The organism is Aeromonas salmonicida subsp. salmonicida, from assembly GCF_001643305.1.
Lineage (GTDB): Bacteria > Pseudomonadota > Gammaproteobacteria > Enterobacterales > Aeromonadaceae > Aeromonas > Aeromonas salmonicida.
This window is the reverse complement of the sequence record NZ_LSGW01000025.1, coordinates 36,665-50,736: the sequence shown is the minus strand read 5'-3', so window position 1 is coordinate 50,736 and position 14,072 is coordinate 36,665. Positions and strand designations below refer to the sequence as shown.

At 58.3% G+C, this 14,072-nt stretch carries 22 protein-coding genes; all 22 read right to left on the bottom strand.

Features of this window, described 5'->3' with window-relative positions; all coding sequences use genetic code 11:
- Positions 1-49 precede the first annotated feature (49 nt).
- The 22 genes from AXW79_RS02135 to AXW79_RS02030 all read right to left on the bottom strand — a co-directional run bounded on the left by AXW79_RS02135 (position 50) and on the right by AXW79_RS02030 (position 13,730).
- The gene (locus AXW79_RS02135; RefSeq protein WP_052446555.1) at positions 50-1,303 is read right to left on the bottom strand and encodes a site-specific integrase; all 1,254 of its coding nucleotides are present in this window, start codon (positions 1,301-1,303) and stop codon (positions 50-52) included.
- Between the two features lie 169 nt (positions 1,304-1,472).
- Positions 1,473-1,883, bottom strand: a complete 411-nt coding sequence (locus AXW79_RS02125; protein WP_043150662.1) for a hypothetical protein — start codon at positions 1,881-1,883, stop codon at positions 1,473-1,475.
- Positions 1,884-2,166: 283 nt separating this feature from the next.
- Complete coding sequence (locus AXW79_RS02120; protein WP_043150664.1) at positions 2,167-2,472, bottom strand: hypothetical protein; 306 nt, start codon at positions 2,470-2,472, stop codon at positions 2,167-2,169.
- A gap of 90 nt (positions 2,473-2,562) precedes the next feature.
- Positions 2,563-2,910, bottom strand: a complete 348-nt coding sequence (locus AXW79_RS02115) for a hypothetical protein (RefSeq protein ID WP_043150667.1) — start codon at positions 2,908-2,910, stop codon at positions 2,563-2,565.
- 2 nt (positions 2,911-2,912) lie between these two features.
- Entirely contained in the window at positions 2,913-3,128 is a 216-nt protein-coding gene (locus AXW79_RS02110; protein WP_043150669.1) for a hypothetical protein, read from the bottom strand.
- The gene (locus AXW79_RS02105; protein WP_043150671.1) at positions 3,122-3,340 is read right to left on the bottom strand and encodes a hypothetical protein; all 219 of its coding nucleotides are present in this window, start codon (positions 3,338-3,340) and stop codon (positions 3,122-3,124) included. Before AXW79_RS02105 ends, AXW79_RS02110 begins: the two co-directional genes overlap by 7 nt.
- A complete protein-coding gene (locus AXW79_RS02100) occupies positions 3,304-4,365 on the bottom strand; it encodes a hypothetical protein (protein ID WP_052446556.1) in 1,062 nt (353 codons plus the stop codon). The genes AXW79_RS02105 and AXW79_RS02100 overlap by 37 nt, the downstream gene beginning before the upstream one ends.
- Positions 4,362-4,994, bottom strand: coding sequence for a hypothetical protein (locus AXW79_RS02095; RefSeq protein WP_043150674.1), 633 nt, complete (start codon positions 4,992-4,994; stop codon positions 4,362-4,364). Before AXW79_RS02095 ends, AXW79_RS02100 begins: the two co-directional genes overlap by 4 nt.
- The gene (gene rdgC / locus AXW79_RS02090) at positions 4,991-5,929 is read right to left on the bottom strand and encodes a recombination-associated protein RdgC (RefSeq protein ID WP_043150676.1); all 939 of its coding nucleotides are present in this window, start codon (positions 5,927-5,929) and stop codon (positions 4,991-4,993) included. Before rdgC ends, AXW79_RS02095 begins: the two co-directional genes overlap by 4 nt.
- A 22-nt stretch (positions 5,930-5,951) precedes the next feature.
- Complete coding sequence (locus AXW79_RS02085) at positions 5,952-6,131, bottom strand: hypothetical protein (protein WP_005310179.1); 180 nt, start codon at positions 6,129-6,131, stop codon at positions 5,952-5,954.
- 59 nt (positions 6,132-6,190) lie between these two features.
- The gene (locus AXW79_RS02080; RefSeq protein ID WP_043150678.1) at positions 6,191-6,769 is read right to left on the bottom strand and encodes a phage N-6-adenine-methyltransferase; all 579 of its coding nucleotides are present in this window, start codon (positions 6,767-6,769) and stop codon (positions 6,191-6,193) included.
- On the bottom strand, positions 6,769-6,909 hold the full coding sequence (locus AXW79_RS22695) for a hypothetical protein (RefSeq protein ID WP_155395603.1): 141 nt from the start codon (positions 6,907-6,909) through the stop codon (positions 6,769-6,771). Before AXW79_RS22695 ends, AXW79_RS02080 begins: the two co-directional genes overlap by 1 nt.
- Positions 6,906-7,520 carry a hypothetical protein gene (locus AXW79_RS02075; protein WP_052446557.1) on the bottom strand — a complete coding sequence of 205 codons (615 nt, stop codon included), beginning with the start codon at positions 7,518-7,520 and terminating at the stop codon, positions 6,906-6,908. Before AXW79_RS02075 ends, AXW79_RS22695 begins: the two co-directional genes overlap by 4 nt.
- On the bottom strand, positions 7,517-8,746 hold the full coding sequence (locus AXW79_RS02070) for an AAA family ATPase (protein ID WP_043150681.1): 1,230 nt from the start codon (positions 8,744-8,746) through the stop codon (positions 7,517-7,519). The genes AXW79_RS02075 and AXW79_RS02070 overlap by 4 nt, the downstream gene beginning before the upstream one ends.
- 46 nt (positions 8,747-8,792) lie before the next feature.
- Positions 8,793-9,935, bottom strand: coding sequence for a coiled-coil domain-containing protein (locus AXW79_RS02065; protein WP_043150684.1), 1,143 nt, complete (start codon positions 9,933-9,935; stop codon positions 8,793-8,795).
- Between the two features lie 63 nt (positions 9,936-9,998).
- Positions 9,999-10,586, bottom strand: a complete 588-nt coding sequence (locus AXW79_RS02060; RefSeq protein WP_043150686.1) for a hypothetical protein — start codon at positions 10,584-10,586, stop codon at positions 9,999-10,001.
- A gap of 63 nt (positions 10,587-10,649) precedes the next feature.
- Positions 10,650-11,633: a phage recombination protein Bet gene (gene bet, locus AXW79_RS02055; RefSeq protein ID WP_052446558.1), complete on the bottom strand. Its 984-nt coding sequence runs from the start codon at positions 11,631-11,633 to the stop codon at positions 10,650-10,652.
- Positions 11,630-12,475 carry a PD-(D/E)XK nuclease-like domain-containing protein gene (locus AXW79_RS02050; protein ID WP_043150689.1) on the bottom strand — a complete coding sequence of 282 codons (846 nt, stop codon included), beginning with the start codon at positions 12,473-12,475 and terminating at the stop codon, positions 11,630-11,632. The genes bet and AXW79_RS02050 overlap by 4 nt, the downstream gene beginning before the upstream one ends.
- Complete coding sequence (locus AXW79_RS02045) at positions 12,472-12,690, bottom strand: hypothetical protein (RefSeq protein ID WP_043150692.1); 219 nt, start codon at positions 12,688-12,690, stop codon at positions 12,472-12,474. The genes AXW79_RS02050 and AXW79_RS02045 overlap by 4 nt, the downstream gene beginning before the upstream one ends.
- A complete protein-coding gene (locus AXW79_RS02040) occupies positions 12,687-13,043 on the bottom strand; it encodes a hypothetical protein (protein WP_043150694.1) in 357 nt (118 codons plus the stop codon). Before AXW79_RS02040 ends, AXW79_RS02045 begins: the two co-directional genes overlap by 4 nt.
- Positions 13,040-13,405 carry a hypothetical protein gene (locus AXW79_RS02035; protein WP_043150696.1) on the bottom strand — a complete coding sequence of 122 codons (366 nt, stop codon included), beginning with the start codon at positions 13,403-13,405 and terminating at the stop codon, positions 13,040-13,042. The genes AXW79_RS02040 and AXW79_RS02035 overlap by 4 nt, the downstream gene beginning before the upstream one ends.
- Entirely contained in the window at positions 13,395-13,730 is a 336-nt protein-coding gene (locus AXW79_RS02030; RefSeq protein WP_043150699.1) for a hypothetical protein, read from the bottom strand. The genes AXW79_RS02035 and AXW79_RS02030 overlap by 11 nt, the downstream gene beginning before the upstream one ends.
- Positions 13,731-14,072 lie beyond the last annotated feature (342 nt).

Here is a 14,072-nt window from a genome sequence, read left to right as displayed (position 1 = left end):
CCATGCCGGGGTAGTAGATGTAAGTTTTTACCACTTTAAAAACAATGCCTTATGGTTGCTGTTCGTTTTCTTGGGGCGTGGTTGGGGCAAAATGGCCTTTTGATGTCATCAGTTCCCAGATCCGTGCGGCCTCTGATTTGCTGGCGGACGCGATCCATTTACCGTAAACGGACTGGAGCATTTCAAGATCTGCATGACCCATCTGGTCGGCGATATAAGCGAGGTTTCCGTGCGATGTCAAATTCCAACTGGCAAAGGTGTGTCTCAGTTGGTACAGGCGGCGATACCGGATACCTGAACGATCGACGACTCTAACCCACAGGGTGACAAAGCCAGACTGAGTGAACCACTCTTTTGCGTTGGGTTCAAACGTCGATGTCAGCTTCGGCGAGAACACAGGCCGAACAGATATAGTTTCTTTCCCGTCAGCCTGGTCAACGCTGATCACAACCGGCTTTCTCGAGTAAGTGAGCTCACGCTGACTCGATAGTGCCTCGATCACCGGGGGCTGCATATCCACAAACCTGACCAAGCCAGTCTTCGGCAGCTTGAAATAGTCACCGCCAGGGCCGACGCTTCGCCTCACTGTTATCGTCCGCTTATCGAAATCAATATCCTCCCACGCCATGGCTCGAAGCTCGCCGGGGCGCAGGCCAGTGTAAACAGAGACGGTGATCATGTTTCTGTGCTGAACGTGCGTGCAGGCATCCAGCGCCTTTAGATACTCTGAATATTCGAGAGGGTCAGCAGGTGATCCGCTGCTGGAGGATACCAACTTCACGGCGGCCAGCATCTTACCTGCATCCTTCAAGATGTCGTTGCGCTCGCACCAGAGCAGGAACTGGCAGAAGCGTTTCAGGTAGGTGTTTACCGTGGCTGGCCGCAGCTGCACCATCAGCTCGTTGCGCAGCCGCTCGAGATCCTTTGGCTTCAAGCTGGCCATGTCCCGATCTGAACCGAGAATGGCAAGGCAGGACTTGAACCCGTATGGGTAAATTTTTCTGGTCGTTGGCTTGAGTGTCGGTTCCAGCAGTTGCCAGAACTCGGCATAGGCGCTCCCAAGTTGATGCCGCTTTCTCACTGGGCCGAACCTGTCAGCCGCTCCGCTGCTTGGAAAGTGGGTTGCATAGTTGAAGGTGTTGATGGCGATTTCGTGCTTTATCGTGGCCAGCTTGTTTGCGGCGAACTTCACGTTTGCTTTGGTGATGGGGAGGTCTAACACCTCCCGGCACCTGACGCCTTTATAGGTGAAGTTGATTCGCAGTTTTTTGCCATGAACTTCCAATCCAGTGACGCCAGCCACTAGATCATCATGCTTGACTCTACCCACTTGTCATACTCCGCAATGTTGTAACGAATTTGGTTATCTGGGGCCTTGAGCCAGACACGCCCCTCTGGCCACTCTCCTTTCAAGCGACGCCCTTCGGCGGCTTTCTCTGTCATGCCAGTCAGTTCAGCGAAAAGCTTTGGCCTCACCCACTTGGCACAGGGATAGACAAATTGCTGCATATTTTGGTCCTCGCGGTTAATAGCGACTCGAGCTGGTTACGCCCGAGCTGGTTGTAATAAAAGGTTTGAACCTGCTTGCGGGAGTTGGATGCCTGGTCAAGGCGGTACTCTCCCAGTTCGGTAGTTTTCAGGCTGTGCTGATTCGCAAGCCGGCCAATGGCCTGGGCGCTGACCCCCAGCTCCTTGCCCAGCTCGGTTGCGCTCCAGAGCTGGCCGGTTACCCTGGGGGCTTCGATAGGCAGATCGAAGTGAGCCAGGATGCGGCCTATCTCGGCTAGCTTGGCCGATCGGGAAAGGGTGGGGGATCGAACGGTGCTGACCAGATCATTGAGCAGCTGGCTGTCTTGGTCGATGGTCAGTTGAAGTTGTTGCATGGCGGGGCCTCCTGTCCTTGAGGATGGGGCGCCAATTGGATTGAAGGAAGGGCCGTTAATCATTCAGTGCCGGGCGGGTTAATTTTGAGCTCCCCAAACTCGGGGGGGCTCAAAATTTGGCCACTAATTCTGTTGGAGTGGCATCTTACCCCGCATCGAATATATAGCCGGGATCGCGATCCCAGCCGCCTGTTGTTTGGTCATACCAACCCTCTGATTGATAAAACAAAAACCCAGCGCGATGGCTGGGTCCGTTGGTGTGAAACAGGATGCTGGTTAGCGATTAATCACAAAGTTCTTCATACGCATCTCCAATCGATGCAACCCAATTTTCGATGTAAAAATCTCCAGAGTCGCCGTCTCGTCGCGTAATTTCTTCACTGCCATAGGTTTTCAGATTTCCGAAAACCTCATCACCTTCATACAGGTAAACACCAGAGTAGTGCTCAGCAGCAACATACCAGCCATCGCTTGTTTCGATAATTGCGTTGCCAGTGCCGCAGACATCTTCTTTTACAACCACGCCTTTATCAGCCAAAGCTGCAGAAGAAAAGGCAACGAAAAAAGCAAAAAACACCATGTTACGCATGTATCAATCCCGTCCTTGTTATTGGATGGGATCATTATGGCACCGCTCGTGATGGTAGTTAATACCAAACACTACCAGGGGCGAAATTGATCAGCGGCGGTTGATGTCGCCGGATATGGTGGAAGCTGAGCCGCCAATGGTGCCGCAGGTGACATCACCGGACATGGTAGAGACCGAACCTGATACGTCCTTGCAGTACACATCGCCAGACATGGTTTTGATGGTGCCGACCGAGCCGGTTACCGATACTGCACCGGTCGGGTTATCCACCACTTCGACATCGCCGTTGACGGTGACCGATACAGGGCCGACCAGCTGGCCGTCCTGCTCTTTGCCATCGACGATAACCTTGCCATTGACGATGGAGACGCTGCGCCCAGTGAATGTCCTGCCGTCGATAGTTACTTGCGTTCGGCTTCCTTTGAGATTGATATCCATGGTTATTTCACATCCTTCATGCTGATCGAGATCCCGACGTAGGGGCACTGGGCCCAGTACACGTCGCGTGGGCGCTCGCGCTCAATGCTTTTGCAGCGAAAGCCGGTGCGGGGATCTGCTGTGGAAACAGAAAGGCCAGCTGGTTGGCTGGCCTTGAGTTGGGCTATCTGGTGCAGGGCTCGCTCAAGGGCGGCCTGCTTGTTGGGGTCAGTCAGCATCGCCACCCCCGGTAACCGATGAAACCGGGATCCATGACTTGCCGGAACGGCAGGACGGGGAGGTGGGCTATCAGGGTCTTGAGCTGGGGGTTATCTGGCTGGCTGTCGATGGTGACCCGGGCGCCGGGGTTGATGCGCAGGTATCGATCCCGCGCATCGGTGGCTTCTTCCTTGGTCAGTCCGGGCTGGATGATCGGGGCTCGGTAGCGCACAGCTCATCTCCTGAGGGTATTGGTGCGGCAGGTAGTGCCAGGGCCTCGGCCAGCAGGACGTATTCCCCCTCGTCGTCTTGCTCCATTTCGGCGCCGCAGTCCTGACCGAAGGAATCGCAGTGCCCGCCCAGGGTGTAGCGCTGGAGGGATGCAATGTACGACATCAGCACCAGCGCATCAGCCGGGTTCTGCTCCTGCATCATGGCGATCAGTTCTCCACGATCTCCCGTCAGGGCTGCCGTGATATGGGCGGCAAAGATCTTGTGCCCATCGGAAATCTGCTGGCTCGGTGCGAACTCGATAGCATGCTCCACATAGGGAAGTGCGAGCTGGAGTGTACCCAGCGCCACCTTGAGTCGGCTCTGCAACTGGTCGTGCTGCTCCTGAAGCTCGCGGTAGTCTGCGGCGACCGGTGAGGTGGTGGCGTCAGTCCACTCAGCATCAGTACGGCCATGATGCAAGCTGGCCAGCACCCTGTCGCGAGCACCCTTAACCTGATCCCATGCTTCCGCGCCGTTCTGCTCTCCTCCTGGTGCGTCGAGCCCTACGCAGATGTCGTGCAGCTCATCCATCATCATGGCGAGTGTGTCGTTGCCGACGTGTTCCAGCACTTGCCCTGCCAACGCTTTCTCTATGCGCTCAAGGAAGGCATCAGCAACCGGAAGATCTTCGATTGCCACCCCGATCGCCGGGATTATCTGGGTTACCTCCCGCAACAGGTCGGCCAGCAACGTGCAGCGGTCGGCCAATGCCACCATGCCATCGGCCAGGGCCTGCTCGCGCTTGTGGTGGTTGGCCAGCCGTTCCAGCCGCGAACGCAGAGGGTGCTGTTCTGGCACGATGCCGGACAGGATGGCCTTGTCTATTGCTATCCCGGTGCTGTTGCGCTCTTCCAGCAGCCCAAAGATCTTGGCCTGCAGTTGCTCAACTTTGGTGAAGGGGACGAACTGCCCCTCACTGCGTGCTTCCATGCAGAGTCCAAACGCTCCACGCTTGTCGTGCATGGTGCAGTCATACCGCTTCATGATTGTTCTCCTTCCACAAACTCGAGGGCCGCGGCCACTTCCGGCAGCACCTCGTCCCAGGTGGCGATATCGCCGTTCTTGTGCCAGCCGGCTACCCCCTGGCTGTTGTTCATCACGCCCTGTAAGCGATCAAGCGCCTCGCGCAGCACATCCCGCTGCTTGGTTATGGCGTTCAGCTTGTCTGCCGGCGTGAGCCCTTCGGCGCGTTGCATGGTGATGGTGAAGGGGCCGGTTTCCGGATGGCTGCCGCGCAGCTCCAAGTAGTTGGTGGCACAGTTGGCCTTGAACTGGCCAGCAAACGAGGCAAACAGCATCTGCACTGCCAGCCCTGACAGGGAGAGGTTGATGCCGTCGTTGGTGTTCATCTCGTTGAGGTAAGCCTGCTTGGCCACGAACTCGGCCAGGGGGCGGCCTTTAAACTCCTGGGTGTCGTAACCATCCAGCAGGTTGTAACAGGCAACCAAACGCTCACCGAAGGCGACAAGTACAGGGGAGTCCTCTGTCTTCCCCTCCATCCTGACCACCACCTCAGCGATCGCGCCGTGCCCATCAACATCGATAGTGGCATTGCTATCGTTGAGGTCATGTCGTTGGTCCAGGCGCAGCACGGCATTCTTGAAGTCGCTCACGCTGCTTTCTCCTCTGCCGGGGCTTGGTAGTCCATCATGGTGCAAAGGTCGGTGATGGCCCTCGACAGCAGGATGAGGTTGGCAGCGTTGCACTGGCGCCAGTGGTGGGCGTAATCCTCGACATCCTCGTCGGAGTCGTAATCAGGCATGGAGATGGCGCGCAGGCTGAAATCACTGTTCAGCTTGAAGCTGATGGGTTCGTGCCACAGCTCCAACTCCTCCACCTGGTAGCCAGCTTCCAGTAGGGAAACCACATCAGAGGCGCGATCCCCGTTGAGATCCATCCCTTTGAAGGTCACCATCTCTTGCGCAGTGTCGGCAGACTTGAGCTTGACGAACTGAAGCGGGGAGAAGGGGCCAAGCGCTTCTGGACGCTCTGCGCTATCGGTCAGGTAGTCTTTCAGGCGGTTGCTGATCCCCATCTTGATGTCGTCGATGTGGATGGTCTGGGTCTTGAGGGAACCCATGCACTTTACCAGCAGGTGCATGACCACCTTGAGCGGGCGCTTGGTAGTGGTGTTGAGGTACAGCAGCTCGTTTTTCTGGTCGTATAGTGCATGGATCTGCGTGGTTTCATACTCGGCTGTGGCGGCCATCTCGACAATCAGCTGATCCTTCATGGTCTGCTTCTCTTTTCGGGTGACGCGCTCACGCATACCGGCGGCGATCAGCGCATCAATGCGCTCCTTGAGCTTACGGTTGACGATCTTGGTCGGAATGAGCTTGGTGTCTTGGCGCACAACGAACGCGAAGCCAGCGCCAGGCAGGTCGGTAACAAGCTCACCGGTTGCCTGATTTTGGTCAAACCCGGCGCAGCTGAGCTGATTTTCAGTGAGCGGGGTGAAGGCGAGCTCGGCCAGGTGTTCACGCATGGCGTTGATATCTGGGAGCTTGGCACTGTATACGCTGGCAGATTTAAGTACGGAATGGTTCATGGTCTGGGGTCCTTTTGGTTGGTTAGGTGCGGGCTTTCTTGGCCAGCAGGTCATGGATTTTCTTGGCGGCTGCTTCGGCTTGTGGCCGGTTACAGATGGTTCCGCCAGGCAGGATGAACTTGTTGGGCTGCTTGGGGTGGGGCACGACAACGCCCAACCCGATGACTACTGCGCCGCAGTAGGGGTTTTCCGTGGTTCTCATGGGGGACCTCTGAGTTATCCACCGTTTCTGTGTGGCCAGCGGTGGATGGTTTGGGGGTATCAGGCTGCAGCGCTGATGGGCTCTGCTCCAGCCAGCAGCAGGGTGAGCTTGCTGACATCGCGGATCCGGCACTCGCCGCGCCAGCCTGGGGCGAAAATCAGGAACATGGAACCCTTGGGGTTGCCCTTCATCTCCTCGCCGGTTTCCTTGTTGATGAAGTTCACCCGACCGTTTCGCCATTTGCCGTTATCGTCGTGGTATCCGGTGATGTGGCGTACCTCGCTGGCCCGCTCACCTGGATACCATTCGGTGCTGGTGTCCTGCGGCACCAGCATGACTGTTCCGATCCCGCGCCCCTGCTGCTCGATGGCCTTCTCCACCCACGGCCCGATATCGGAGTAGGGGGGATTGAGCCAGACCCACGGAGATCGCACTGACGGGCTGATGAAGTCGCCCCAGTCCACGCTCAGGGCGTCGATATCTGGCGTCAGGTACTTCTGGCACAGGGCCGTCTCCGGTAGGGCGGCGGCATCGAGGGCGAAGTTGAACTCCAGATCCAGCGCCCGGAACAGGTAGGGCGGTGTCTGGGTCATGTCGCGGGTAGCGGCTGGGGTAGTTGAACCTCTGTAGTCGGCCATCAGCTCACCTCCTTGGTTTCAATGCCGAGTTGTTTAGCCAGTTGCTGGCGTTCTATCTCATCCCGTCGCCGCTGGCGCAGCTTGAGCTTGAGCAGGGCCTGGCGGTCTTGCACCATGCCACGGTGGTTGTAGAGGCTCATGATGTGCCACCTGACTGCTTGGCGGCCTTGAATTCTTCCCATGCTTCAGTGTCGATCTTGGGCACCATGGCAAAGCTATCGCCGACAGTCCAAGTGACGGCGTACTTTCCTCCTGGGAACGTAAAACTGACTTTGGCTGGCTCGCTGTCGTCTACCCATTTCACCTCGACACCGGGGAACTGCTGCTCAGCAGTCTGCTTAGCAGCCTCCTTCTTGGCTTCCCTCTCGGCACGCTCCTTTATCTCTGCGTCGCGGCAGGCGGGGGTACAGTATATGCAGTCACCGTCTGCCACCGGCTCGTGCATGATTTCCTGGCCGCTTTCCTTGTCGTAGTGGCAGCTGTCATCACATACCTTCCGGTAGCAGTGTGAGCACTCAAACCACCATCCATGGGCGATCATGACCAGTGGCGGCACTGCGCCGACACTTGCATACTCATCAGCCCACTGGACGCGACGGCAGCTTTCGATTGCCTCGAAATCGGTGTTCAGCTCGTTGGCCCCCATGCGACGAGCTGCAATCCCACTGGTGGCGAAAACAATGGCACCGTGCTCCCCATCCTGAACGCTGTAGGCCTTGACTGGCCTTACTGTTGTCGGTTGCTGGCTCATGCAGCCTCCTTACTCTCAATCGCTGGTTGCTCGCCCTCAATGACATCCGCCCGATCCTGCTCCCACTGGCGAACCGCAGCATGACCCGCGCTGATGATCTGGTCGGCCAGCTTGATGCCAATACCCTTGATCGCCAGCAGCTTGTCGCTCTGGTTCACCATCAACTTCCACAGGTCAGTGATGCCAGCCCCTTCAAGCAGCCCCTGCACCTTGGCGTTGAGGCCAATCTCGCTGATGTGGACTGTTTGCGCCCACTCGGCGCGAGGTTGCAACTGGGGGTGGGTGATGGCGAGCGCATCGAGCATGAAGGAGTGAATGTCGCGGATCGCCTCCATCGGTATGTCCTGAGCCACTGCGCCAGGGAATACCGGGCTCAGCCACTCACTCAGCATCACGGTGCAGCCGGTGGCATCAGAGCGCATGGCGTGGAGCTTCCAGTCCAGATCGTTGAGCAGATAGCTCTTGTCGGACTGGATGCCACCCTCTACCACATAGATATTCCAGCGCACCCCTTTCTCGTCGGTGTAGTGCTTGCGCAGGTGCTTGCCCCACAGCAGGCTGACATCCTTGAACAGGGCCATGTCGTTGATGATTTGCTGGCGCGCATCCAGATCAGCCTGTTGCTGGCTGATAATGGCCGTCAGTTCGGTGACACTTGCTGAAAGCTTGGTGTTATCACGGCGATAGCCGCTGATTTCGTTCTTCCCTGCAGTGATAGCCGCAAGCCGTTCCTCCAACTTCTTGCGCTGCTCCGTCACCTTTCGCTTGAGGCCTTCCGGATCCATTTCCTTGTAGGCTTTAATCCGGCGCTCCAGCTCGCGGATCTGGATGTTTGCGGCGTTGAGGCTGGCCTGGACGCCGTCGGCCTTGCGGGTGGCGGCATAGACTGCCGCCTCTGCCACTTCCAGCTTTGCGATTGTCTCTTCCTGCGCGGCGGCAATGCGCTGCTCGGTACTGGCGACTTGCTGGCGCAGCTCGCCGACAAGATTGGTTTGGCCTTCCAGCTCGCGATCCCGGGCTTCAAGCTCACCAATCAGGTCGTTGAACTCGTCTATGTGGGCGTTCGCCGCCTCGCTGATCATGGTCAGGTTGGCGGTAACGATAGGCTCCAGCCCAGCGACAGCCTGCTTGCAGTGCTCGGCTGGCATGTCTGCCAGCAGCCGGATCTGGCTGGTGATGGTGTTCAGGGCGAGGCTGGTTGCCTCGCTGGGGTTCAGCGTGGTCATTATTGAGGTCCTGAGTAAGCGCCCTGTTGGCGGCAGGGCGAGGTGATCAGTAGTTGATGGTCAGGTGGGCGATCTTGTTGTTGGCGATGTGCTTGATGAGGGTGACTGCTTTATCCTCTTCAATGCCAAGGCCCATGAGATCCATCAAGATGGACTGGTTGATGGTGCGGCGGTGCTCCACATCTGCGGCGCGAGCTGCATCTGCTTCTTCTTTCAGGCGCTGTTCTTCGGCTATGCGCTGGCGCTCCTGCTCGGCGGCTTGCGCGGCTACAGCTTCGGCATGAAGCGCCGCATTGCGCTCAGCCTCCTGCCGGCGCAGTTCTGCCTGCTCTGCTTCGGCAATGCGGCGGGCTTCTGCCTGCTGACGGGCCAGCTCAGAGGCTTCGGAATCTCGCCGTGCCTGCTCCGCTGCCTGCTGGGCAGCTTGGGCTTGGCGCTGTGCCTCCTGCTCACGGTGCTGGGCCGCTTCACGCTCCAGGCGCTGGCGATTCTCTTCCTGGAGTCGAGCCTGCTCCGCTGCCTGCTCGGCTATCAGCCGCTCGCGGTCTATGCGCTCTTGCTCGGCCTGCTTCTTGCGAAGCTCCTCCAGTTCAGCCTGCTCGGCTTCGTACTTCTGACGGGTGGCCAGCGTCTCACCAAGGCGCTTGGTGGCCAGTTCCTTGGCCACGGTCGCCTGGGGCAGCAGCTCCTGCCAGCTATCGTCCAGCGCGGTCTGCTCGACTTCAGTCAGCAAAAACTGCAGGTCAGCCGCAGTGATCTCGATACTGGCAGAGGTGCCCAGCTCATTGAGTCGAGCCAGCCGAGCTTGCAGGGCCTCAACCCGGGCAGTTTCTGCCTCTTCATACTGGGTGAGTGGGGCGCGCACTTCGTCTTTCAGTGCGTCCAAGGTGTCGCGGATCACCTTGCGGTTGGCGTCGATGCGGGCAGGAATCGCCTTGTACTGGGCGGTCAGCTCTTTGCCGAGGCCATCCAGATAGGTCTTGGTCTTGGCGACGGCATAGGCAACGCTGGCGATCTCCTTGCGCCCCTTGGCGGTGGTCACATCAGGCACCAGGCTTGCCGCCTGCTTGCGAATATCGGCCAGCATGGCGTCAATGCCATCCCCTTCGGTGAAGAGGGTGACGGCGGCGGTGGGTTCGATGACAACCAGTTGGGTTTGTTCAGTGTCGGTCTTGGCTTGTTTGGTCATGGCGGTTCCTTTGGCATGAAAAGGCCCGCAGTGAGCAGGCCGATAGAAGATGCTGACTAACTGTTATTCCTCGTCTTGCTGTTCCACGTCAGCCAAGAACTGCTCGTGGGTGGGCAGCGCATCAAGCTGGTAGGTCTTGACCAGACGAACTGGGTAGTAGCCCGGCGACGGGTCATCTGAGGTTGCCCCGTGGAAGCGCTCGCCTTCCGGCACCGGCGCCTCGTTGAAGCCCTGAAACACCTCGAAGGTGCCCTTGTCGAAGTCAACCACGTAGGCCCACTCGCAGAACAGGGAGTCAGCGGCGAAGCTGAGGCGGTCCTTCAGCAGGATGCCTGGCTCTGCTTCAGCAACGATATTGAGAATGCTGGCACCACGGTCCCGGCTGAACTGCTGGTACTTGCCACCTTCAGCCATCATGCCTCTGCTTGAACCCGACTCGGCTGCTTCAAGCTCCGCCTGAATGGAGTCAAGGTCTTCATCGTTTGCGAACCGGGCTGCGCGCAGCTTGGTGATGAAGTTTTCACGGTCCATGGTGAGCAGGAACTGCAGCGCAGTAGCACCTTGCCCGCTAGGGTAGCCGTCCCATTGCCCGTACTGGGCGACCTTGTACTTGCCATCAACGACGGCACAGGTCAGGTTGCGTGTTCCCATATTTTTTCCTCTGTAATAAAAAGCCCGCTGGATGGCGGGCTGGTTAAGTTGAAAGTGGCTGTATTATTTGGCTTTGTTGAGCTGGGCTTTGCGCTCACCAGCTACCTGCTTGATGCCATCAGCAATGGTTTGGTCGCCGGTTTCACCTGCCCATGCCCAGGCAGTGGTGTAGGCGCTTGTCCACTCTTCAACCGACGACGCCCCCTCGATGGCGGCGCAGTGGTCGGCGTAGGCGCTGGCGTGATCGGTAGTGGCCCGGTCGAGTTCAGGAGTGAGCTCTGCTACTGGGTCGTGATCCAGGGTTACCGGTGCAGTGTGCTGGCCGCGCATAGCATCGAGGGCGCGACTCTTGGCTGGGGTGCTCTGGGTAGGCTGTGCTCCCGGGATCTCGTTGATGATGATCTCCTTGCCCTCCATCTCCTCGGCGGTTGGCTCACTGCCTATCTCTGGCCAAGCTTTACGCAGCGCCTGCGCCTCTGTGCACTTGGCAAGCTGGGCATATGGCCGCTTGCGCCACATGGCATTGGGGCACTCAGTCTTTCCGCTCTGGGTGGCGTAGTTCTCCTTCCAGCGTTCCAAGGCGTGGAAGGCAACCCGCTGCCCATTCACCACCTTATAGACTGTGTACTTGCACCACTGCGGATAGGTGACCTTGATCTTGGCGCTCTGGTTGTAGGGGTCTTGGAACTCCTCGGTCACATCTGGACCAAATACCGGCTCGTCAGCGCCGGCGTAGTTGCCGGAACGGTCGGCCTGGATCCGGTACATGCCGATCCCGGGCATAGGCACATCCCGCCAGACCTTATCTTTAGATTTGGCATCGGTGACCTGCATTGGTACCAGATGAACCGGTTTGAGCAAGATGTCGAGCCCGCGCGCCTTACAGTAGTCGATGGCCATGACCACCGAATCGGGGTTTGCACCTGGGTAAATGGTGTTACACAGGGCGTTCCAGGTCGGCTCGTCGATGCCACGCTGGACGAGGATGGGGTACTTGGCGGTGAAATTCTCGACCGCCTGCTGCTTGATGTTGGTGATGTTGCTCATGCTGCTTTCCTTGTCGCCCACGCTGGGCGCTGGAGTGGTTTGAAGTCGTGCCAGTCGTTGTTGGCGCGGCATTCGTGGAATTTGCGCAGGTCGCGGCGGAACAGGTCTTTGCCTGCCTCCTTCCAGTCATCAGGCAAGGGGCGCACCCGCACAGGGTATCGACCGCAGTTAACGCTGGTACTGACGGCCAGGAAGACAAAGTCCGGTTGCTCACTCATGACCCTGTGGTAGCCCTCGGAGTACATGGCGTCCTGAACGTGGTAGCGGAAGTCCTCAACGTGGCGCTCTAAGCGCCCCATGTCATCCACCGATTTCACGTCCAGGATGATGGGGTGACCGCTCAGGTGTCGGTCTGGGCGAACCCGGCACAACTCCTCTGTTTCGGGGTCAATCCAGTAGAAAGAGGCTTCGCTGTGCCCCTCCTGCTCCAGCAGCCAGCGGGCATCTGGGTGAGCCATCACACTGTCGCGCATCAGGTACAGCTTGCGGCCTTCTTCGGCATCCATCACCGTCTTGCCCAGCTCGGCGCAGCCGGCCAAGAACTCGGCCTCAGCCTCCTTGCCTGCGTTGGTGCGGCGGTTGAATGGCGGGGCGATGATGAAGCGGTCTTTGAACTCGTCCGGCTCGAGCAACAGGCAGTGGATGGCGCTGCCCATGTCGAATGCCTTGAGCTTTTCTTCATCGACCGGTGCATTTTTGGCCCAGATGTAGGTGGCTGGGCTTTCTGCTATCTGGTCGAGCTGGCTTTTGCTGACCCCCGGGCCAGAGTGGTACTCCTCATTGGAGAGGCCGAACACCCGACCAAGCGGGTGCGCGGCGGATGTGTCGGCAATGGCGTTCATGCGGGATCTCCTTGTGAATCGTTGCTCAGACGCGCCCAGGTCAGGTGCAGCCGGTCTTCGTCGTAGCTCTGCACACCTCCCTGCTCGCACTGGATAACGACTTCGCCATCGCTGCGGCTTACCTCGCGTCCTTTTCGTCCGCTCAGCAGGTTGACGTGGGTGTAGGGCGCAGTCTTGACGCCGTAGTAGCTGGCGCTATCTGGTGCGGCGTTCATGCGGCACCGCCTTTGGCCTTGGCGATAGCATCGCGGATCTTATCTATATCTCCGAATAGCACCTCAACCTCGCTACCATCTTCTTCAGTGATGGTGTGCGTCCCTATCGTATCCAGCGCAGCCAGCAGCTCGTCGCACTGCTGCTCAGCCTCTTTCAGCATCAGGATTGCCCCGCTGACGGATGTCAGAGCCAACTGACCGTTGCTGACCCCTTGGCAAGCATTAACGCAATACCTTGCCCTCTGGTAGTCGTCGTAGCCAAGGCGCACGATCGGCTCGCTCTCTGGGTGAGGAGTGCTAGGTTCTGCCCAGTCAACAAAAAACGGCCAAGGCTCCTGCGTGTGATTACTCATGCTGCGCTCCTGTCCTGGTACTGCTCCCATTGGTCCTCGCTCATGGCGTCGTGCAGGGCGGCCACGTGGTCGCTCCACGCGGCTTTGGCCAACTCGACCAGCCCAGCGTCAACCACCTGCTGGATGAACTGCATCAGCGGCATGTGGTCGCCGTCGCGCATCATCAGCCAGATGGCTAGGTTGTATTGGCGGTGCTGGTCGCTGCCGAGTTCTCCCAGCAGGGTTGCTGGGTCTGTTTCAAGCATGCCGGCCAGCATGAGTGGTCGATTGCTCTCAACCCACTCGGCGACCCACTCAGCTTCGGCGTTGGCCTCGGCTTCGCGGCTCTCCAGCAGGGCGAGCAGGGTGGTTTCATTGGTCATTTTGCTTCTCCAGTTCAGCGAGAAGGCCGTCTGCGTAGTAAGTGCGCCATGCGAAATACATTGCACTCAGTCCGCCTTTTGTTATCTCTCGAACAGGCTCGCCAAATTCATCAATGCCACTCTTGAAATAGCGGTCATTGTTGGCAAATCTCATTCTCCACACACTGTCAAACCAGTCAGGCATTTCTGGTGCATGCATTGCCATCATTTCGCGCTTGGTTAGTCCTGCCATCACACCGTGGTTTTCCATGCCTGCGTTGCTGTGATGCACAGGAGAGCCATTACTGTTAACCAGCGGCATGGCTGGCATATCTGCGTTTTTCATGGTCGGGGTCCTCTTGGTTATCCGAAGGCAGCCACAGCTTCGACGCTATGTTGTTGCCAGCTCCACTGGAGCCGCCTTGGGATACCCGCTGTTGCCAGCGGGCTTGCCGGTTACGTCATCCGGCGCCTTCTGGTAAGCCGTCCGTGCTGTCGCGCTATCGCCGCTAATAACAGGTGTCCACCCCAGATTTGTGGACTGCTCTACCCGTGCCACTTGGTTTATTGACCCTAACCAGATGCAAAGCTGGTTTCCCACGCGGAGAACTCGGGGCGCCATCATTACTGGCGCATGGATTGGCCGCTTCTAACGGCTGTCGGTTACATCGTTCGCACTCCCTGTTGT